Below are 20972 nucleotides of genomic sequence, written 5' to 3' on the forward strand. Positions count from 1 at the left end.
AGGCCCCTGTATTATTATTTTTCTGTCAGACACAAAAAACCCGACGTTAACGTCGGGTTTTGAGAATATCACATCTGATTAATAGTTACTCAGTGTGTACATGACTCGCAACATACTGCTGGACAGTATTCAGATCATTATCTAACACTTCTAGCTTCTCTTCACGTTCGAACAGATCAGCCATATGCGCAGGCAGTTGCGGTGCATCCAAACCAGCTTTAACCACTGGCTCAGGGAATTTAACCGGATGTGCTGTTGATAGAGTAATCATTGGCACTGATTGATCACGGTTACATTCACGACCCGCTTTAACACCAATCGCTGTATGTGGGTCTAGAAGATATTCTGTTTCTTCGAATACCTGCTTGATCACATCACAAGTTGTCTCATCATCTACTGCATAGCTATCGAACAGTTCGCGAACTTTTTCCCAACGAGCGGGATCTAGTTCAACAGACTCTTTCGAGAAGCGCGCCATTAGATCACTAATCTCTTCACCATTACGGCCGTATACATCAAACAGCATACGCTCGAAGTTAGAAGACACCATGATATCCATAGATGGAGATAGCGTGTGAACCAACTCACCTTTAGACATGTCGTTACCGGAGATAACACGGTGCAGAATGTCATTTTTGTTAGTTGCAACAACTAGCTGCTTAACCGGCAAGCCCATCTGCTTCGCCAAGTAACCTGCGAAGATATCGCCAAAGTTACCTGTAGGTACAGAGAAGCTTACTTCACGGTGAGGACCACCCACAGCCAAAGAAGCAGAGAAGTAGTAAACGATCTGAGCCATGATACGCGCCCAGTTGATCGAGTTTACTGCACCCAGCTTCATGCCTTTCAGGAAGTCCTGATTAGCAAAGCTGTCTTTAACCATCTGTTGGCAATCATCAAAGTTACCTTCCAGCGCGATATTAAAGACATTGTCTTTAATGATCGTCGTCATCTGACGACGCTGAACTTCTGATACGCGGTTATGCGGATGCAGAATAAAGATATCTAGGTGCTTGCTGTGGCAGCAGCCTTCAATCGCAGCAGAACCTGTGTCACCGGAAGTTGCTCCCATGATCACTAAGTGTTCGCCACGTTTCTCCAGTGCATAGTCCATCAAACGACCTAGCAACTGCAGTGCGAAGTCTTTAAACGCTAGTGTCGGGCCGTGGAACAATTCCAGAACCCACTCGTTGGTACCTAGCTCTTTCAACGGTGCTACAGCGATGTGATTGAAACCGGCATAGGTTTCATCAATCATCTTTTTAAGATCAGCATCGTCGATACAATCATCAACGAATGGCTTAATTACATTGTAAGCAAGCTCGTTGTACGGCAAACCAGCCCAAGAAGCGATCTCTTCTTTGCTAAATGTTGGCAGTGTTTCTGGTACGTATAGACCACCATCACTTGCCAAACCAGCCAGCAAAACCTCTTCAAAGTTCATTGCCGGAGCCTGTCCCCGGGTAGAGATATATTTCACGGGGTTTACTCCTTAACTATCAAAGTGCTCAGCACGGATACGTGTAACCGAACCATTGATTTCATCTAATGCTTCGATCTGAGCGATTGCATCATTCACTTTCTGCTCAAGAACAGACTGAGTCAGGATGATAACTGGCACCTGATCTTCAGTAGTTTCTTTCTGGATGATCGCTTCGATATTGATATCTTGCGCACCTAGGATGCTAGAGATCTTAGCCAGAACACCTGGTTTCTCCTGTGCGTTCATGCGCAGGTAATAAGCAGATTCTGTTTGTTCAATTGGCAGAATCGGCGCATCAGATAGCTCAGTTGGCTGGAAAGCCAAGTGAGGTACACGGTTGTCACGATCAGCTGTTAGCGTACGAACAACATCAACGATATCCGCAACAACTGCTGACGCTGTAGGTTCAGCACCCGCACCTGCTCCGTAATACATAGTTTGACCTACTGCATCACCGTCAACTAGCACAGCGTTCATTACGCCGTTTACATTAGCGATTAACGCTGATTCAGGGATCAGTGTTGGGTGAACACGAAGCTCAACACCATTATCAGTGCGGCGAGTGATACCTAAATGTTTGATACGGTAGCCTAGCTCTTCAGCATACTGTACGTCTTCACGTGTGATCTTGCTGATACCTTCAGTGAACGCTTTTTCAAACTGTAGCGGTACACCAAACGCCAAAGACGCAAGAATGGTTAGTTTGTGAGCAGCATCGATACCTTCAACGTCGAACGTTGGATCCGCTTCTGCGTAACCAAGCTCTTGTGCTTCTGCCAACACATCTTCAAATGCACGACCTTTGTCACGCATTTCAGTCATGATGAAGTTACCAGTGCCGTTGATGATACCCGCCAACCAGTTGATCTTGTTTGCAGAAAGGCCTTCACGGATCGCTTTGATGATCGGAATACCACCCGCAACAGACGCTTCGAACGCAACCATAACGTTCTTCTTCTGAGCGGCTTCAAAGATCTCGTTACCGTGAACCGCAATCAGTGCTTTGTTCGCAGTTACAACGTGCTTACCGTGCTCAATCGCTGTCAAAACCAGCTCTTTAGCAACGTCGTAGCCACCGATCAGTTCAACGACAACATCAATTTCTGGGTTTTTAGCTACAGCAAAAATATCGTTGGTAATCTGAGTGCCTTTGGTATCGCAATCTGGGTTTGTGTCGCGAGCACCAACCTCTTCAACAATAATCTTGCGGCCTGCTCGACGAGCAATCTCTTCCGCATTGCGCTTCAGCACATTAAATGTGCCACCACCGACTGTACCTAGTCCGCAGATACCAACTTTAACCGGTTTCAAACCTGCACCTCGCATGCTGTTGAACTAAAAAAAACCGCGATAGCCTCTTTTTATCAGGCAATTACCGCAATCTACAAAAAATAAGGCGGGTATTATAGCCAAAACAAGGCAATAGCTCTATCTCTGAGCCCATTATGACCCAACAAATAAAAAAGGAGGCCAAATAGCCTCCTTCTCAGTAATCACATCGGGTTATTTCTCAAGATCTAACAGGTTAACCAACTGCTGAGCTGGCGCATAACCTGGGTACAAACGACCATCTTCAAAAATAATTGCGGGCGTGCCTGTCACACCGACTGATTGACCCAACTGTAGCTGATCTAAAACAGGGTTATCACATGACTTAGCTGCTGGACGAATGCCTGATTTAGCTTGATCCATCGCTTTACGACGGCCTTCGGCACCTTCTGCACACCAGATAGATACCATGCTTTTAAAAGTACCGGTACCTGTACCATTTCGCGGGTAAGCCAAGTAATTAACTTGAACACCTTGCTCGTTCAGAGCTGGAATCTCTGCATGCAGCTTACGGCAATATGGGCAATCGACATCTGTAAAGATATTCACAGTCGCTTTTACTTCGCCCTTAGGCTTATAAACAACTAACTTTTCTTCATCTAGATCAGCCATCTGAACTTTACGTTGTGCGCTTTTCTTACGTTCAGTTAGATCAACAAAGCCTTCTTTATCGGTAAAACGATAGAGTTTACCAATAAGAAAGTATTCACCCTTCTCATCAGCATATAGCACCTCACCACTGTTTAACTCGACTTCACGCAATCCAGATAAAGGCGCATCGCCAATCTCTTTAACAACGATACGAGCATCCACTTTCTTTAGGTTCTGCTCAATAAGCCCTTCAGCTTCTGCCGCCATTACTGATGTCGCAACACACGCCCAAAGGCAAGCAAACGTTTTAAATAAGTTTTTCATAAAATTTCCAAATCTAATAAAGCTCAGACTTATTCCAATACCAAGAAGAGACTCTCGATCTAACGAAAAGTTCCACAGTCTAGCAGATTAACCTCGCGGGTGATGCTGCTGATGCAAGGATTGCAATCGCTGTTGTGCCACATGGGTATAGATCTGCGTGGTAGATAGATCACTATGACCCAATAACATCTGAACCACACGTAAATCAGCACCATGATTAATCAAGTGAGTAGCAAAAGCATGTCGCAATACATGCGGTGACAGCGGCTTATCAATACCGGCCGTTAGCGCATGACGTTTGACTCGATGCCAAAAAGTTTGCCGCGTCATCTGCTGACCGCGCCTACTTGGAAACACCACATCGTCAACATCTTTCCCCATCAAAAGAGGGCGAACTTGTGCATCATAGCGTTTTACCCAGCTAATCGCCTCATCACCTAAGGGCACTAGGCGCTCTTTACCGCCTTTACCCATGACACGAATCACACCTTGATTAAGATTCATTTCATGGACTTTCAGAGCGACCAATTCAGAAACACGCAATCCAGTTGCATACAGCACCTCCAGCATCGCGCGATCCCTAAACTGCACTGGATCATTTAGCTCTGGCGCCTCTAGCAAAGCTTCAACATCGGCCTCAGTTAAGGTTTTTGGCAGGCTACGACCTTTTTTCGGGCTTTGAATCAGAAGCACAGGGTCTTCCTCTATCTCCCCCTCACGCAGGAGATAACGGTACAAACCTCGCAAGCAGGATAACATTCTGGAGGTTGAGCTAGGCCTTAAACGCTCTTTTACCCGCCACCCAAGGTAAGCCTGTATATCAGCCTTTGTACAGCTAAGTAAGCGAACCGCATTAGGGCGCAACCAAATAGCAAACTGAGTAAGATCTCGACGGTAAGACGCTAAGGTATTATCACTTAACCCCTTCTCCATCCAAACCGCATCTAGATAGGTATCAATTAACTGCGCATCACTCGGATGAACAGTTTCGGCCTCACGTTTTTCGACCACTTAAACTCCAAACGTCAGACAAACGTATTAATGATATAACTGCGCACTTTGAATTTTATCGTAAGCCATAGGATAAGTTGCAGTACCACGACCACTAACGACACGATGCTCAACAGTAATGACCTTATCTGTTACAGCGACTAATCGCCCCTCTACTTTCTGGCCAAAGTAGGTGTAAAGAATCACTGATTTTCCGATATGAGCGCCTAACTCTTCAACAGCAATCTTTTTAAATGATTTTTCTACAATTATTTTCGGTTTAGGTCGTTGATACACTGCGACTGTAGGCGCTGTTTCCGGCTCTTCTTTGGGCTCTACAGCTTTTTCGATCACCTCACCTAATACCAATTCAGGTGACTCTTGGCTTTGCATCAACTCTCGAAGCAAACGCTCTCCTTCTGGATCTGGCTCAGACCAATCCAATCCATCAAGCGCTACATACTTCTTACTAAACTCAATATAAGGGTTTAACTCGCGCACAAAATCGCTCGGCGTTTGAATTAACGCCATAGATTGAATTCCAAAACCTTTAGGCACATCCACTCGCATATACAAAGAGCTGCCAGGGTTATTCAAAGCTTCAAACGCATTAAACAACTCATCCGGAACCTTCCAGCCCTCATAAGTTAAACGTTTTGAAAGTAAATTCTTATAACGCTCACGGTAACTCTTAACTGGTTCTTTATTTAAATTCGCACAGAAGTTATTACGCTTTTTGTTATAACCGCGATCAAAATATCGCGCCTCGATATGCTTAAGCTGCGGTTGCGCAAACACAATCGACTGCATATTCAATGTTTCGCTTGCGACTTTGAGCACCATCGACATACTCATATTCGCGACCTGCTTCGTCCTACTTTGCAGATCAAAATTCAACTCTTTATCAAGTGGATCAAAATGGTATTGAAAGGAAATATCAGAATTCAGATTGCCATACCCCATCTTACGAATCTCTGGCAAACCTATAAATTCCAAACCACCGCAAGCTAGGGCGTCATAGCTTTGACCAGCTTCACGTTGCGCCTCTAGCGCTATACGCCCCCAATCCTGCATATACCCACTATTCAGGTTGATATTGAGGCCTTTGAGATCCACATTAAATGCATCGGGCAACTCACCTTTAGAGAGTTTTTCTTCTAAATCGAGAACAAAGCCCCATGAAGGCGCTTTAAGCACTGCGGATTGAACATCGATTTCACCTTCAGAACCCGTCGGAACAAAGGAAATACCCTTGAGGCCAACTTGCGCTTCAACAAGGTCGATATGGATATCTTGATAGGTCATTTTTGCAAAAGGCGCGATGTCCTTTGCAAAGCCTTCCGCTGCAGTAGAGACTTTCCACCAGACAAAACCGTATACACCGGCGAAAAGAGCAATCGGAGCAAGAATCACCGATAGCACAGCTGCAATTTTTTTGATCACATTAACTTGCATAAAACTTAGCCCCGAAAGCTCTCCCTAAATGCACGGAACCCTAATGATAGTTGTTATTATGGGTGGGAACTGGCGAATCTGTCCAACCCTTTATCTATTCGCTTGATTCTTCTCAACAAATAAACAGAAAACAAAAACAAAAAAAGCGGCATAAAGCCGCTTTTTTAAGAAAGGAAGGTGAATTAACCCAACTTCTCTTTGATACGTGCAGACTTACCGCTACGCTCACGTAGGTAGTAAAGTTTAGCCTGGCGAACATCACCACGACGTTTAACTTCAATGCTATCTACAGTAGTGCTGAAAGTCTGGAAAGTACGTTCAACGCCCACACCGTGAGAGATCTTACGTACAGTGAAAGCAGAGTTCACACCACGGTTACGCTTGCCCAGCACTACGCCTTCGAACGCCTGTAGACGTGTACGGTTGCCTTCAACTACTTTTACCTGAACTACAACAGTATCACCTGGTGCGAATTCTGGTACTTCTTTGTTCATTTGTTCAGCTTCAAGCTGCTGAATAATTAGGTTTTTGCCGCTCATCGCTTGCTCCTAAACATTCAACCTTCGGACCCTTGGGTCTCCCGGATAAAATCGGTTAACAATGACTTTTGTTCAGCGTCCAACTCAAGATTTTCCAGCAAATCAGGCCTGCGTTGCCAGGTTCTTCCTAATTGCTGCTTCAGACGCCAACGTCTGATCTCTTTATGGTTGCCGCTCAACAACACTTCAGGCACTTGCATATCGTCGAACTGTTCTGGTCGAGTGTAGTGAGGACAGTCTAGCAAACCATCATGAAAAGAATCTTCGGCAGCCGAATCCTGATGCCCTAAGACGCCAGGTACTAAACGAGAAACAGCATCAATCATAGTCATGGCCGGCAATTCACCGCCACTGAGGACAAAATCCCCTAACGACCATTCTTCATCAATTTCCGTTTCTATCAGGCGTTCATCAATACCTTCATAACGCCCTGCTACCAGAATCAACCTCTCACGAGAAGCTAGCTCCTGTACTCCCTTATGATCCATACGCCGGCCCTGCGGTGAAAGATAAATAACTTTAGCTTCTCCACCCGCAGCAGCTTTTGCTGCATGAATAGCATCCCTTAGAGGTTGAACTTTCATCAACATCCCTGGGCCACCACCATAAGGTCGGTCATCAACAGTTTTATGCTTATCGTGCGTAAAGTCTCGAGGACTCCAGCACTGCATCTGTATCAAACCATTTTTCACCGCTTTACCTGTTACGCCGTAGCAACGTATTGCATCGAACATTTCAGGAAAGAGTGTCACCACTCCAAACCACATGGTTCAGAACTCTGGGTCCCAATCGACCCACATAGCACCTGTTTCCAAGTCAATCTTTTTAATCACCTGATCAGGAAGGTAAGGCAACAGACGCTCTTTTTGATCAATGCTATCTGCTGTGCCTTTTACTACCAGCACATCATTTGCACCGGTTTCCATCAGGCGAACCACCTTGCCTAACAATTGGTCAGACTCGGTATAAACTAATAGGTTTTGCAACTGGCTCCAGTAGTACTCGCCCTCGTCCAAATCTGGAAGCTGGCTTGAATCTACCGCAATATCGTAACCACAATACTTAGCGGCGATATCACGATCATCTACTCCTGCCAATTTAGCTATCAGACCTTTGCCATGACGCTTGCTGGCTTCAACCTCTACAGGTTTTAAAACACCATCAACCTTTAATAGCCAAGGTTTGTAATTGAAAATGTTCTCCATAGGGTCCGTATGCGAGTAAATCTTTACCCAACCTTTAACCCCATAGACTGCAGTAATTTTTCCGACAATGAGTTGTTCATTATTTGGATTACTGCTCATTTTCAATCCTGATCAAAAACCTAAAAATTACTTAGCTGCTTTAGCTTCTTTTACTAGCTTAGCTACGCGCTCAGAAAGCTGTGCGCCTTTGCTCTGCCAGTATTCAACACGATCAAGATCGATACGAAGACCTTCTTCTTGACCACGTGCAGTTGGGTTAAAGAAACCAACACGCTCAATAAAACGGCTGTCACGCGCATTACGCGAGTCCGCTACTGAGATGTGATAGAAAGGACGCTTCTTAGCGCCACCACGAGACAAACGAATTATTACCATGCGTTAGACCCTTTTATTGAGTGGGTTTTGATATCGCCCACTGTTTGATGAACCAATCTGGTTTTAACGCAGATCGGACCGGAAAAATCAGGGCGGTAATTCTACGCGAATTTGCCGCCCTAATAAAGTAATTTCGTTTAATAAATGCGCAATTATTACATGCGTGGGAAGCCGCCAGGACCACCCATGCCGCCCATACCACCTGGGCCACCACCCATACCTGGTGGCAACATGCCTTTCATACCACGCATCATTTTCGACATACCGCCTTTGCCGCTGAACTTTTTCATCATTTTCGACATCTGCTTATGCTGTTTAAGCAGGCGGTTAACATCTTGCACCTGAGTACCAGAACCCATCGCAATACGCTTTTTGCGGGAGCCAGAAATGATATCAGGCTTACGACGTTCCATCGGTGTCATTGAGTTAATAATCGCTTCCATCTGGTGCATACCTTTCTCGGCATTAGCAGCATCAGCCGCCTGCGCCAACTGCCCCATACCCGGCAGTTTATCTAGCATACCCATCATACCGCCCATATTCTTCATCTGAGAGATCTGTTCGCGGAAGTCTTCTAGATCAAAGCCTTTGCCTTTTTTGATCTTCTTAGCGAATTTCTCCGCTTTCTGCTTATCGATCTTCTGCTCTGCTTCTTCGATAAGAGAAAGGACGTCACCCATACCTAAGATACGGGAAGCGATACGATCTGGGTGGAATGGCTCTAAAGCGTCAACTTTTTCACCTACACCCAAGAATTTGATTGGCTTACCTGTGATCTGACGAACAGAAAGCGCAGCACCACCACGGGCATCACCATCCGTTTTTGTCAGAACAACACCAGTCAGTGGTAATACTTCATTAAACGCTTTGGCAGTATTAGCAGCATCCTGACCTGTCATCGCATCGACAACAAACAGGGTTTCGATAGGGTTAACCGCTTCATGCAAGCGCTTAATTTCACCCATCATATCTTCATCAACGTGCAAACGACCTGCAGTATCAAGAAGAACAACATCATGATGCTGAATACGCGCATGGGCAATTGCAGCATTAGCGATATCAACTGGATCTTGCTCAGCCGTTGATGGGAAGAAATCAACCTGTACTTCACCCGCGAGTGTTTCTAGCTGCTTGATCGCGGCTGGACGATAGACGTCAGCAGAAACAACCAAAACCTTTTTCTTTTCACGCTCACGCAGGTGGCGACCAAGTTTAGCGACAGAGGTAGTTTTACCTGCACCCTGAAGACCGGCCATCATCACAACAGCAGGAGGCTTAGCTGCTAGGTTCAGCTGCTCATTAGCCTCACCCATAACCTTGACCATCTCTTCATTGACGATCTTCACGAAGACCTGACCCGGCGTCAGACTCTTGGTTACTTCGGTACCTACCGCGCGCTCTTTAACGCTGTTTACGAACTCTTTAACAACAGGCAACGCCACGTCTGCTTCAAGCAGCGCCATACGCACTTCACGCAATGTGCCCTTAATGTTGTCTTCTGTCAGTTTCGCCTGACCCGTGACTGAACGTAGCGTATGCGTAAGTCGTTCTGTTAAATTCTCAAACATGTCCTGCCCCACACTTCCTCTTTACAGACAGCCTTTAAAGACCCATTACATAGAGGAAATCGATAAACTTGGATTAATAATCGCAGTATTATACCGCACTCCAAGCATCCTTAGCAGCCCCTCTTCTTTTATCCTTCATCTATCTGTGACAAACTAAGGCTCGATTTACACTCCACCCTGTAAACACTGTTCTCCAGGAACACTGGACAGAAGAGACGAAGATGTTATCCATTTCTACATTAATTGCCGTTCTGCTTTACTCAACCGCAGGTTTTTTACAATGGCAAATAATGCGCGGAGACCGCAAACAATCTCGCTCTATCAACAAATCCTTGGGACTAGCAGGGCTGGTAGCACACACTGCTGCGATCTTTTTAGTACTACACCAACCAGGCGGCATAAATCTCAGCCTATTTAGCGTTGGCTCGCTGATCTCTTGGCTTGTAGCAGGTTTAGTTTTGCTCAGCAGTTTACGTCAGAGCATAGACAACCTATTTATCGCCGTATTCCCAATGGCCGCAATGACGGTATTAGCCACTTGGGTTGCAGGTGTAGGCGAAGGTAAAGCCTACGATGCTGGATTGATCCTCCATATCCTGCTATCTATCTTGGCTTACAGCATATTCACTATAGCTACGATCCAAGCCATTTTGCTTTCACGCCAAGTTTCTGCACTTAAGCATCATCACACACGCGGGTTAGTATCCTCACTGCCACCATTACAAACAATGGAACGCCTATTGTTTGAGATGCTTTGGACAGGACTTACGCTGCTGACCGCAGCGCTCGTTACTGGCTTTATCTTCTTTGAAGACTTATTTGCTCAGCATCTAGTGCATAAAACTGTGCTTTCCCTGATTGCCTGGGGACTCTATGCCATCTTGTTATTTGGCCGAAATAGCTTTGGCTGGAGAATCAATGCAGCCATCCGCTGGACAATCACAAGCTTTGTGATTCTGGCGATCGGGTTCTTTGGCAGTAAAGCCGTAATGGAATGGTTTATCTGATATTCAGATAAAAGCACGCATTATTCGAGAGTATGGCTTGACACTCTAAGAGCCACATTTAAAAATATCCCTCCATTACTAATATAGGCATACCGTCTTGGAAGACGCATCGATAAGCTTTCTCTTGGGAGTCCTTGGCTTCCTGATCCTTTGTTCCGCTTTTTTCTCTAGTTCCGAAACAGGCATGATGTCGCTCAACCGGTATCGCCTAAAACACTTAGTAAAGAAAAAGCACAGCGCCGCAATTCGCGTCAGCAAACTCCTTGCACGACCAGACCGCCTGATTGGCGTTATTCTGATCGGCAACAACTTTGTGAACATCCTTGCTTCGGCTATTGCCACTGTCATCTGCGTTCGCTTATGGGGCGACGCCGGTATTATGGTTGCCACCTTCGGCTTGACTGTATTGATCCTAATCTTTGCAGAAGTATCTCCAAAGACGATGGCTGCGATTCACCCTGAGAAGATCGCTTTTCCTGCCTCTTTAGTTCTGGCACCACTTTTAAAACTGATCTATCCACTTGTATGGATCATCAACGGTATTACTAACAACTTCCTTAAGCTATTTGGTGTAAATGTAACCGGCGATAACAGTCATCACCTAAGTACTGAAGAGCTGCGCACGCTGGTACACGAAGCAGGCGCACTGCTTCCACAAAACAACCAGAACATGCTACTTGGTGTTTTAGAACTATCAGAAGTAACAGTTAATGATGTTATGGTGCCACGTAACGAAGTACTGGGCATCGATCTAGATGATGACCTTGATACAATTATCTCGCAGTTAAGCCGTACCGAGCATACTCGCCTCCCTGTCTATCAAGGCGAGCTAAACAAGGTTGTTGGCCTACTGCACATGCGCAACCTAGCGCAGGTTTTCCACAGCGGCACTGTAACTAAGGCAGCGATCCTTCAAGTAATCAGAGAGCCTTACTTTATTCCGGAAAGCACCCCTTTGCAGACGCAACTACTGCATTTCCAATCTCAAAATCGCCGCATCGGCATGGTGGTTGATGAGTATGGTGACGTACAAGGTATTGTGACGCTGGAAGACATTCTAGAAGAGATTGTGGGGGAGTTGTCATCGAACAACAAAGAAGCCGATCAAGATATCTTTTTGCAGGAAGACGGCAGCTACTTTGTCGATGGCACCGCTTATATCCGTGATGTAAACAAAGCGCTGGATTGGGAACTACCAACTGATGGCCCGAAAACTATGAACGGCCTGATTACAGAAACATTGGAATCGATTCCTGATGCTAACGTTTGTCTGCAGTTGGAACACTACCGCATAGAAACACTACAAGTCAGCGACAACGTGATTAAAACCGCTCGCATTATCGCCCTACCTAAACCGGTAGAAGAATAGAGTTCAGAAGACCGACTCCCTTGGTAACTGTTTTACTAAAGGGAGTCATTTAACCGAGCGTCTAACTAAGTTTGGATTGAACGCTATCAACCTTATCCTGCATAGTTTGCTCTCTATCTGTACGTGTACCTAAGCGCATTGATGTCGTTATTCTCGGCGCGCCCATCTCATGTACAGCCTCATGACAGCGTTTCACCGCCAACATCACCTCATCCCAGTCACCTTCAACATTAGTGCCGTACGCGTGCATCTGGTGAGTTAGACCAGCCTCATCAAAAATTTTCTGACAAGCCGCCACATATTCAGATACTGAAACACCGACACCTAAAGGAACGATGCAGATATCAATCATAACCTTCATGTTGGATTACTCCGGTAACTGGCCTTGCTCACGCAGCTTAATCTTTTCCCAAACAGCGCGCTTTTCATCATTTGAGTACACACCCCATTCAGCAATCTCGATACCACTTCGCTGACAGGCGATGCATAAGTCATTTTCATCAAGCGCACAAACTCCTACACAAGGGTTTGGCACAGGTTTGTTCTCTTGCTCGGTCATACTTCTACTTCTGAACGGTTAATTCTTTCTTAAATCGACGCATATTTTCGACATAGTGAAGCGCATTCTTCCTAATACCTTCCACCTGTTCATCACTCAAAGTACGCTTGATGACAGCAGGCGAGCCCACCACAAGGGAATTATCCGGTATTTCCATCCCTTCCGGCACTAATGTTTTAGCACCAATCAAGCAACCTTTGCCAATTTTGGCTCCGTTCAAGACAACGGCACCGATACCGATAAGCGAGCCATCTCCTACTTCACAGCCGTGAAGCATCGCCATATGCCCAACAGTCACATCCCGACCGATGCTCATAGGAAAGCCACTATCGGTATGCAGCACCGAACCATCTTGAATATTACTTCCTTCGCCAATAACTATCGGATCGTTATCGCCGCGGATAACGACGTTAAACCAGATAGAAGCACGATCATGTAGCTCGACATTACCGATAACGGTCGCGTTATCCGCCACAAAGTGCTCTTCACCCACTAATGAAACAGCTTGCTCACCTAACGAATACAACATAGTCCCCCTCAAGACCCACTAGTGAAATGACGAACCTTATGTTCGGGCCTTGGCCTCATTGGAATATTAGCCCCACAGCCTTCATTTAATAACTCTGCCAACACATAGGCAGTTAAGCCCCAAATTATATGCCCATTAAACTCCCAAGCTGGAACATAGATACTTTGATTTTTAAAACGTATCTCATCAGTTGCATAACGGTTATCCGCAAGAAAGAAGCTTAACGGCACAGTAAATATCTCATCTAGCTCAGCAGGGTTCGCAGTAAATTCAATATCTGACGGAATCACACCCACCCAAGGGGTCACCTGCAAGCCATGCTTAGATCTCACTTGCCCCAATTGCCCAATGACATCAACATACTCAGGCGCTAAACCAATCTCCTCTTCAGCTTCACGCAAAGCCGTAAAGAGCAGATCTGTATCCGTATCATCATATTTACCGCCAGGGAATGCTATTTCGCCACTGTGAGATGACAGGGTTGCCGAGCGTTTGGTCAACACAACATGCGGATCGTCATGATCGGTCAAAGCAATCAAAACGCTGGCTTTAGGCGATGTTTCTGGCAAGCTGCGAGGCTCAAACCCCACTAAGCGTTCGCGAATAATTGTGAGCATAAGCGTATCTTTTAAAACTGAAGCTCTGCTTAGATTAAAAATTATTATATAGCTTAATAGTAACAGAGCTATTGAGTGAACAGCCAAGAGAAACTTGGCTCTCGCTTTTTAACCTCATGGTGATAATCTAGGCTACTCATGCATTTCTTGCCTTAAGATAGATGGACTAACCTAGGTTAATTGAATGAACTACTGCCCTAACTGCGCCGGCACACTTACTTTCAGTATTCCTGAAGGTGACCACCTTCCTAGGCATATCTGCAACAACTGCAACACTATCCATTACTCAAACCCAAAGGTCATTACCGGCTGCGTGCCTATTTACCAAGATAAAGTCTTGCTTTGCAAACGTGCCATTGAACCTCGCAAAGGCTTTTGGACCTTGCCTGCTGGATTTATGGAGAACAATGAGTCCACTTTAGAAGGCGCGATGAGAGAGACACGAGAAGAGGCAAATGCTGAAGTTAAGATCAGCCACCTCTATACAATCACTTCGATCGTGCATGTAAATCAGGTACAGATGCTCTATCTGGCTTATATGGACAAGCCTGAGTATTCGATCAGTTCAGAATCTCTAGAAGTTGAATTATTTAGCGAAGAAGAGATCCCTTGGGACGAACTCGCCTTCCCAACTATAAAGAAGGCACTAACTTATTACTTCACTGATCGGAAAACCAATCACTTCCCATTACGCGAAAATGTTGTAAACCGATCCATGCAGCAGCCAAAAGAGGCCGTTTAATACGTCACGGGTTATAACTAGCTAAAGTAACGCTCCGTCACAGCATCAGCTGGGATCGGCTTCTCGTAATAATAACCTTGCCCTTCCATACAACCTGCCTGAGCTAAGAACTCAGCTTGTTCGGCTGTTTCAATACCTTCTGCGACTGTAATCAAACCAAAGTGACTCGCCACATCAATAATCGCAGCGCTAATAGCAGCGTCATCAGGGTTATCCGGTAGATCATCAATAAAGGCTCGGTCGATCTTAAGCTGATCCAGATTGAAACGCTTCAGATACGCCATGCTGGAGTAGCCCGTACCAAAATCATCCAAAGACAGCTGTACGCCCAAACCTTTGAGGTCGTGCAACAACTGCAAAGTTTTGTCCTGATCATGCATCAACGTGCTTTCTGTGATTTCCAACACCAATGAAACTGGATCTATTCCAGACAATTGCAGAGCCGCCTCAACCTCTTCAACCAACTCTGGTCTAAATTGACGGACCGATACATTCACCGACATAGTAAATGGCTGATCAGATTGTTTACCCCATTCAGCCGCTTGCTGACAAGCCTGCTGTAACACCCAACCACCGATTGGGAGGATCAAGCCGGTTTCTTCAGCCAGAGGAATAAAGTTATTCGGTGGCACCAAACCAAGATTTGGATGCTGCCAACGAATCAGCGCTTCGCAACCTGCTAATGAGCCATCGGATAGGTTCACTTGCGGTTGGTAATAAAGCTCAAACTCTTGATGCTCAATCGCCTTACGCAGTGCAATCTCAACCTGCAGACGCTCTGAAGCACGTCGATTCATTTCAGCGGTGTAGAACTGATAGTTATTACGCCCCTGATTCTTAGCAAAGTGCACAGCGGCATCAGCGTTACGCAGCAACTGATCGAAATCATCACCATCATCAGGGAACACCGAGATGCCGATGCTTGGTGTAATCATCAAATGACTATCACTTTGCAACGGTTCAGATACTCGGTGAATAATACGTTCACATAAGTTAGCGGCCTGTTCTAAATGCTTCAAATTAGGCAAAAGAACACTGAACTCATCGCCACCTAAGCGGCTCACTGTATCTTCTTCACGTACCTCATGCTGGATGCGCTCAGCGACCATCTGCAGAATTTCATCACCAAAGCGGTGACCCAGACTATCATTGATGTTTTTGAAGTTATCTAAGTCGATATACAAAAGCGCAAAGCGCTGCTTACTCGCTCTACAACTCAAGGAGATAGTTTGATCAACCTTATAGCCAAGCAGACGCCGATTTGGCAGGTTCGTTAAAGAATCGTAATCAGATAAATAACGTAGCTTATCTTCTACTTCTTTACGCTCCGTCAGATCAGTAATGGCAGCGATATAGTTTTGAACTTCACCTTGTTCATTGTGCGATGCACGAATAGAGAGCCATTGCGGGAAAATTTCGCCATTTTTACGACGGTTCCAAATATCTCCACCCCAAGCACCCTTGGCATTAATTTCATCCCACATTTCCTTGTAGAAATCAGCACTATGCTGACCCGATTGTAGTAGACGAGGGTTACGCCCCACCACCTCATCAGCGGAGTACCCAGTGATATCTACAAAGGCATCATTCACTGCTAAAAGACGGCAATCAGCATCTGTCACCATAATCCCTTCACTGGCATTATCAAACACTCGCGAAGCTAAAAGGAGAGCGTTTTGTTTGTTCTCAATTTCGTTCTGGTATTTACCAAATTGACGGTTCAACCAACCCGAGAACACAAACGTTAGCGATAGGGTTGCACAGGTTGCTAAAAACAGAAACGCGTAGATCTGAGCACGGTCCTCACGCATGGTCTTTTCGACCATCTCTTGCTGCTTGCTCATCAATTTTCTGATGTCATCAGGGTAGAATCCCCCAACTAAGACCCAACCCAATTCAGGTACTGTTTCTACCAATGAGATTTTAGGGTGTGGTCCTTCACCGTTAGGGTAATACCATTCATATTCAATGAATCCGCCGCCATTTTTTGCGGTTTCATAAATAAGATCCAGAACCTTGCGTTCTTTTTTACTTATCTTGGCATTTGGGTTGTCCCCGGTCAGTGAGCTAACCCCAGCAGTCGAGAGTAAATTCCCCTCAGTATCGAAAACGGCTAAGTAGCCATTTTCGCCAAAACGAATCGTCTCTAAGCGCTTTAACGCCTGTTCTTTCAGATCATTCTCTATTTGATAGAGGTAGTCGCCAGCACCAATAATCCATTTATAAGGTTCAAATGCTTTTACAAACGCGATCTTTTCCGTCATCTGACTTTGATCATGCGGCGGATACCAACGATAACGGGAGAACCCTTCCTTATCAGGGTTTTCAACCGCATCCAACAAACCACGCATGATGTAATGGCCAGTATCATCCTGATTATCGTACAGAGACTGCCCTTCAACCCCTGGCGAAGTCGGCAATAGAATACAGATGCCTTGATCATCATCGATAAAAATGTAGCCACGACCATTAAAGAAACGCAGATCACGCAAACTCTCTCGAATAAGCGCTTTAACTTCTGTTTCAGGTCTTAGAGGGGACTCACGATCGTAGATGGTTTGCGCTATAGTGTGCGCTTTAAGCACTTCTTCACGAGATTTTTGCTTCAGAACAGCCTCTGCCTGAGCAACCATATACTGAATATAGTCTTTTGCACCATCGATCTCAGTAATCAGATGCTCACGCCCTTTGTCCATAAACTCCTTTTCTAAAGAAGCTAGGCGATGCTCACTATCTCGTTGGTTTTTGTATAAAAAATGCGTGGCAACAGCTGCTAATAGCATCACTGCTATGGCAACTGATCCCCAAAGAAGGTAACGCGGCAGAGCACCTACATTAGTCGGTGTCATAGAGGTAGACCTCTATAATTGCAACGATGGATAGAAACCGCATCTACTTTTCCATCGCGATAAAGCCTATTGGCTGCGCACATCTAATAAATGGCCCAATACAAACAAAAAGAACCGACCTGCCACTTTAACAGATTTTGTCAATAAACAGACCATTCATCCGGTCAAAAATTTGATCCAAGTCAAACTACCATAATTTATAGCACCCTACAAAGAACAGGGACTTAAATTTGGACCGGTACAGATGTGAATTAGCGCAGCGCTATCTTGGCATTAATCTCGTCCAAATAGCGTCGGTAATCAGGGCTATTAGTGCGACTATAATTCAGGTTTCGAAATAGACCTGTGAGGGTGACAAAATAATCCCTAACCTCAACCTTATCCTTAAACTCATGTGTCGATGTCAGCGCTGTTCTCAAGAGAGTAAACAAAGCTTTTTGACGCTCTATAGGAGCAGATATATCAACATCATCAAAAGCATCCTGCTGCAGGTAAACCTGATCTAAGCAGATAGATTTGTGGAAAAGAATATAATCCTGCAGGGTAACTCCCTCTTCACCCGTTACCTGCATCATCTGCTGAATCGCCTCTCCTTGATCAAGCAACTGCTGCATCTCTTTCACTTGAGACACCCAATCAGCACCTAAATGTTCGGCATACCAATCGGCAAGCTGGTCTAAATAGCGCGACCATGAAATCAACGGATCTACAGCTGGATAAGCACGCTTATAAGCGCGTTCGGCACTCAGGCCTAAAAAAGTCTTCACTGTTCGCAGAGTTGATTGGGTAACAGGCTCTTCAAAGTTACCTCCGGCAGGGGAAACAGTGCCAATCAGGGTTAGACTGCCCATATCCCCAGCATTATTTTCAATCAAACCCGCACGTTCATAAAGCGCCCGCACGGCAGAGTCCAAATAGGCGGGAAATGCTTCCTCTCCCGGAATTTCCTCTAAACGCCCCGAGGTTTCTCGCATCGCCTGAGCCCAACGCGAAGTTGAATCGGCAATCAGCAACACGTTGTACCCCATCTGACGATAGTATTCAGAGATGGTGATCCCGGTGTAGATCGATGCTTCACGAGCCGCCACCGGCATAGATGAGGTATTACAGATAATGACCGTACGATCCATCAAGGTTCCGCCTTTCGGATCCGGCATATTTGGAAATTCAGTGATAGTTTCCACCACCTCACCTGCCCGTTCACCACAGGCCACGATCACTACGATATCCACATCAGAAAAACGAGAGATCAGACTCTGTAAAACGGTTTTACCCGCACCAAAGGGCCCCGGAATACATGCGGTTCCACCTCGGGCGACAGGGAAGAAAGTGTCGATAAGGCGAATAGAAGTAAGTAGTGGTTCTTGCGGATAATGCCGTTTACTTTTTCCAGACCTAAGTAAAGGCTCACTTACTGGCACACGCACAGGCCACTTCTGCTGCATAGTGACTTCAATTTCATCACCTTGTTCAAGACGCAAACGTGCCACAGGCGTTGTTACTGTGAAACTCCCCTCTTGAATCCAGCTGATCTCTGCCTCACCGTAGAGGTTAAACGGTGCCATTATCCGATGTTTAAATCGCCCCTCTTGAACATTGCCAATCAGATCACCGGCTTTAACACGATCGCCAACTTTAATACTTGGTTGGAAAGCCCAGTACTGCTGTTGATCAATCCCTTCAACTTCCAAACCTCGAGGAAGGAAGAAACCATTCTGCGATGCAATGATCTCTAGAGGGTTCTGCAAACCATCATAAACCTGACCCAACAACCCAGGCCCCAATGCAACCGAAAGCATATCGCCACTTTGCCTAACAGGGTCGCCAACAGCTACACCGCGGGTATTTTCAAATACCTGAACATCCGCCTCTCCATGACGCACTCGAAGCACTTCCGCTTGTAAATACTCCTGCCGTCCATCTACAGCGGTCCGAACAGGGCAGATATATACCACCTCATTTTTCAGAATCGGATAAAACACACCCTCTTCATCTTTACCCAGTTCAACGGTGACAATGTCATCTCGTACTGCAACAACCTGAGCTGTAATCTTTTGATCCACTAGGCTTCCCCCTGAGCTAACTGTTGCTCTAGGCCTGTCATTTCCAATAACTGAATATTTACCCGGTTAAACTCTGTTAGAGCGGTTTCGGCATCATAATTCAGATGACGTTCTGCAATACCCCAACGCAACACAAAACACGCTAACGCGTCAAAACTAAACCCATGCTGCTTCTCACAAAGCCCCAAATCCTGCCACAACCACTGGTTTAAGGTTTGCTCCACCAGCAATGCATCCTCTTTCGCTAAAACACGCTGTAAAGGTTGTAGCTGTGGGCACACTTCCTCTAAGCCAAATCCAGGTTCAAACCAATGTTTGCGGATGCGAGGCAGCCATCGACCTACGCCATAAAACAAAGCTGAGTTTTCCATACCCGCTGAACGGCTCCGTAAAGCAGCCATCAGTGTCCTCAATTCCAAATGAAACAGTATCCGCTGACGCAGGATTTCGCTATTCACCTGATCAAGTTGATTGGCCCACTGCTGCACAACCTCTTTATCCGTCAAGCCTCGTAACACCTTCTCATCAGGATAATAAAGGCGCTCAATCAAGGCTAGCTGCTGTCTATCAGCATCGGTCAACATGGTTAAACGCTGATCCAATGCAATACGCGATAGCGGCATCTGCTTACACTGTTCTAAATCGGGCAACCAAGGTAGCGCTGTGATTAAGGTGTAATAGTCAGCCACTAGCGAATCACTCCTTCGATGATCGCTCTGAATCGAGGCTGAAGATGCTTTAACAACAGCTTAGAGATAGCTTCGCTACTCAGATCCACTTCCACCTCCTCTCCTTGCAAACGAACACGAATTCCTTTGCCTTGGTGAAGATCAAAACTGATGCCATCGCGCATCTGTTCAGCAGCAAGTGATTGCACAAACTGGCTCAACTTACCTTCGCGGTACTCTTTAGGATTACGGCGCAACTCATCCAAGCCGATGTAATCATCCGGCAGAAGCAGCTCTATTTCCTCAGCATCAGCGATGCCATGGTCGTGGCTTGCCTTAGCCACCAGCGACAGGATTAAGCTACGCATAAATTCAGCATTATCCATCTGCTGCGCAACCAAACGCTCGACTTGATCGGTGAAAGAATGAGATAAGGTTTCTCGAACTTCCAGATGCATATCACGCGCTGCGATCTTTAATGCATCTTCGCCAGACTGTTGAAGTTTTTCCGCTTCTTTGCGTGCCTTACTGACGATCTGTTCCGCTTCTTGCTTTGCTTGCGATAGCAACCAATCAGCACGATGCTCAGCTTCCTCAACCAAGGCTTCAGCTTCATGCTGGCCTTTTTCAACACCCTGCTGACGCAACTTCTCGATCAGCTCTTCAACGCCTGAAGACACATGAGTTTGATGTTCATTACTCATCAGCAA

Annotated in this window: 21 protein-coding genes; 3 read left to right on the forward strand and 18 right to left on the reverse strand. The window is 45.8% G+C overall.

Annotated elements, in window-relative coordinates; all coding sequences use genetic code 11:
• Window positions 1–85: 85 nt before the first annotated feature.
• The 10 genes from thrC to ffh all read right to left on the reverse strand — a co-directional run bounded on the left by thrC (window position 86) and on the right by ffh (window position 9859).
• Complete coding sequence (gene thrC, locus ACMXYN_RS15725) at window positions 86–1480, reverse strand: threonine synthase (protein WP_415882548.1); 1395 nt, start codon at window positions 1478–1480, stop codon at window positions 86–88.
• 12 nt (window positions 1481–1492) lie between these two features.
• Entirely contained in the window at window positions 1493–2794 is a 1302-nt protein-coding gene (locus ACMXYN_RS15730; protein WP_415882549.1) for a homoserine dehydrogenase, read from the reverse strand.
• Window positions 2795–2986: 192 nt separating this feature from the next.
• Window positions 2987–3727, reverse strand: a complete 741-nt coding sequence (locus ACMXYN_RS15735; RefSeq protein ID WP_415892653.1) for a DsbC family protein — start codon at window positions 3725–3727, stop codon at window positions 2987–2989.
• A gap of 87 nt (window positions 3728–3814) precedes the next feature.
• The gene (gene xerD, locus ACMXYN_RS15740; protein ID WP_415894506.1) at window positions 3815–4660 is read right to left on the reverse strand and encodes a site-specific tyrosine recombinase XerD; all 846 of its coding nucleotides are present in this window, start codon (window positions 4658–4660) and stop codon (window positions 3815–3817) included.
• A 105-nt stretch (window positions 4661–4765) separates the two neighbouring features.
• Entirely contained in the window at window positions 4766–6172 is a 1407-nt protein-coding gene (locus ACMXYN_RS15745; protein ID WP_415892654.1) for a hypothetical protein, read from the reverse strand.
• Window positions 6173–6354: 182 nt separating this feature from the next.
• Window positions 6355–6711: a 50S ribosomal protein L19 gene (rplS, locus tag ACMXYN_RS15750; RefSeq protein WP_415882552.1), complete on the reverse strand. Its 357-nt coding sequence runs from the start codon at window positions 6709–6711 to the stop codon at window positions 6355–6357.
• Window positions 6712–6728: 17 nt separating this feature from the next.
• The gene (gene trmD / locus ACMXYN_RS15755) at window positions 6729–7478 is read right to left on the reverse strand and encodes a tRNA (guanosine(37)-N1)-methyltransferase TrmD (RefSeq protein ID WP_415892655.1); all 750 of its coding nucleotides are present in this window, start codon (window positions 7476–7478) and stop codon (window positions 6729–6731) included.
• A gap of 3 nt (window positions 7479–7481) precedes the next feature.
• Entirely contained in the window at window positions 7482–8015 is a 534-nt protein-coding gene (gene rimM, locus ACMXYN_RS15760; protein WP_415892656.1) for a ribosome maturation factor RimM, read from the reverse strand.
• A gap of 27 nt (window positions 8016–8042) precedes the next feature.
• On the reverse strand, window positions 8043–8291 hold the full coding sequence (gene rpsP, locus ACMXYN_RS15765; protein ID WP_415882555.1) for a 30S ribosomal protein S16: 249 nt from the start codon (window positions 8289–8291) through the stop codon (window positions 8043–8045).
• A gap of 155 nt (window positions 8292–8446) precedes the next feature.
• Window positions 8447–9859 carry a signal recognition particle protein gene (gene ffh / locus ACMXYN_RS15770; protein ID WP_415882556.1) on the reverse strand — a complete coding sequence of 471 codons (1413 nt, stop codon included), beginning with the start codon at window positions 9857–9859 and terminating at the stop codon, window positions 8447–8449.
• A gap of 221 nt (window positions 9860–10080) precedes the next feature.
• Between ffh and ACMXYN_RS15775 the strand changes: the two genes are divergently transcribed.
• Both ACMXYN_RS15775 and ACMXYN_RS15780 read left to right on the forward strand, forming a co-directional pair.
• Window positions 10081–10866, forward strand: a complete 786-nt coding sequence (locus ACMXYN_RS15775) for an inner membrane protein YpjD (RefSeq protein WP_415892657.1) — start codon at window positions 10081–10083, stop codon at window positions 10864–10866.
• A 97-nt stretch (window positions 10867–10963) separates the two neighbouring features.
• Complete coding sequence (locus ACMXYN_RS15780) at window positions 10964–12235, forward strand: HlyC/CorC family transporter (RefSeq protein WP_415892658.1); 1272 nt, start codon at window positions 10964–10966, stop codon at window positions 12233–12235.
• A 61-nt stretch (window positions 12236–12296) separates the two neighbouring features.
• On the opposite strand, the gene ACMXYN_RS15785 is transcribed toward ACMXYN_RS15780, so the two are convergent.
• The 4 genes from ACMXYN_RS15785 to ACMXYN_RS15800 are packed head-to-tail and all read right to left on the reverse strand — an operon-like array spanning window position 12297 to window position 13940.
• The gene (locus tag ACMXYN_RS15785; protein ID WP_415892659.1) at window positions 12297–12596 is read right to left on the reverse strand and encodes an MTH1187 family thiamine-binding protein; all 300 of its coding nucleotides are present in this window, start codon (window positions 12594–12596) and stop codon (window positions 12297–12299) included.
• 6 nt (window positions 12597–12602) lie between these two features.
• Entirely contained in the window at window positions 12603–12794 is a 192-nt protein-coding gene (locus ACMXYN_RS15790) for a DUF1289 domain-containing protein (RefSeq protein ID WP_415885970.1), read from the reverse strand.
• A gap of 4 nt (window positions 12795–12798) precedes the next feature.
• Window positions 12799–13323: a gamma carbonic anhydrase family protein gene (locus ACMXYN_RS15795; protein WP_415892660.1), complete on the reverse strand. Its 525-nt coding sequence runs from the start codon at window positions 13321–13323 to the stop codon at window positions 12799–12801.
• Between the two features lie 8 nt (window positions 13324–13331).
• Window positions 13332–13940 (reverse strand): CoA pyrophosphatase, encoded by a 609-nt coding sequence (locus tag ACMXYN_RS15800; RefSeq protein ID WP_415892661.1) that lies wholly within the window; start codon window positions 13938–13940, stop codon window positions 13332–13334.
• Between the two features lie 184 nt (window positions 13941–14124).
• On the opposite strand from ACMXYN_RS15800, the gene ACMXYN_RS15805 reads away from it, so the two are divergent.
• Window positions 14125–14682 carry an NUDIX hydrolase gene (locus ACMXYN_RS15805; RefSeq protein WP_415892662.1) on the forward strand — a complete coding sequence of 186 codons (558 nt, stop codon included), beginning with the start codon at window positions 14125–14127 and terminating at the stop codon, window positions 14680–14682.
• 17 nt (window positions 14683–14699) lie between these two features.
• Here ACMXYN_RS15805 and ACMXYN_RS15810 read toward each other — a convergent pair whose 3' ends face one another.
• The 4 genes from ACMXYN_RS15810 to ACMXYN_RS15825 all read right to left on the reverse strand — a co-directional run bounded on the left by ACMXYN_RS15810 (window position 14700) and on the right by ACMXYN_RS15825 (window position 20966).
• On the reverse strand, window positions 14700–17531 hold the full coding sequence (locus ACMXYN_RS15810) for a cache domain-containing protein (RefSeq protein ID WP_415892663.1): 2832 nt from the start codon (window positions 17529–17531) through the stop codon (window positions 14700–14702).
• 251 nt (window positions 17532–17782) lie between these two features.
• Window positions 17783–19594: a V-type ATP synthase subunit A gene (locus ACMXYN_RS15815; protein ID WP_415892664.1), complete on the reverse strand. Its 1812-nt coding sequence runs from the start codon at window positions 19592–19594 to the stop codon at window positions 17783–17785.
• On the reverse strand, window positions 19594–20283 hold the full coding sequence (locus tag ACMXYN_RS15820) for a DUF2764 family protein (protein ID WP_415892665.1): 690 nt from the start codon (window positions 20281–20283) through the stop codon (window positions 19594–19596). Before ACMXYN_RS15820 ends, ACMXYN_RS15815 begins: the two co-directional genes overlap by 1 nt.
• Window positions 20283–20966, reverse strand: coding sequence for an ATPase (locus ACMXYN_RS15825; protein ID WP_415892666.1), 684 nt, complete (start codon window positions 20964–20966; stop codon window positions 20283–20285). The genes ACMXYN_RS15820 and ACMXYN_RS15825 overlap by 1 nt, the downstream gene beginning before the upstream one ends.
• Window positions 20967–20972 lie beyond the last annotated feature (6 nt).

It is taken from the genome of Neptuniibacter sp. PT8_73, assembly GCF_047778045.1.
Classification (GTDB): Bacteria; Pseudomonadota; Gammaproteobacteria; order Pseudomonadales; family Balneatricaceae; genus Neptuniibacter.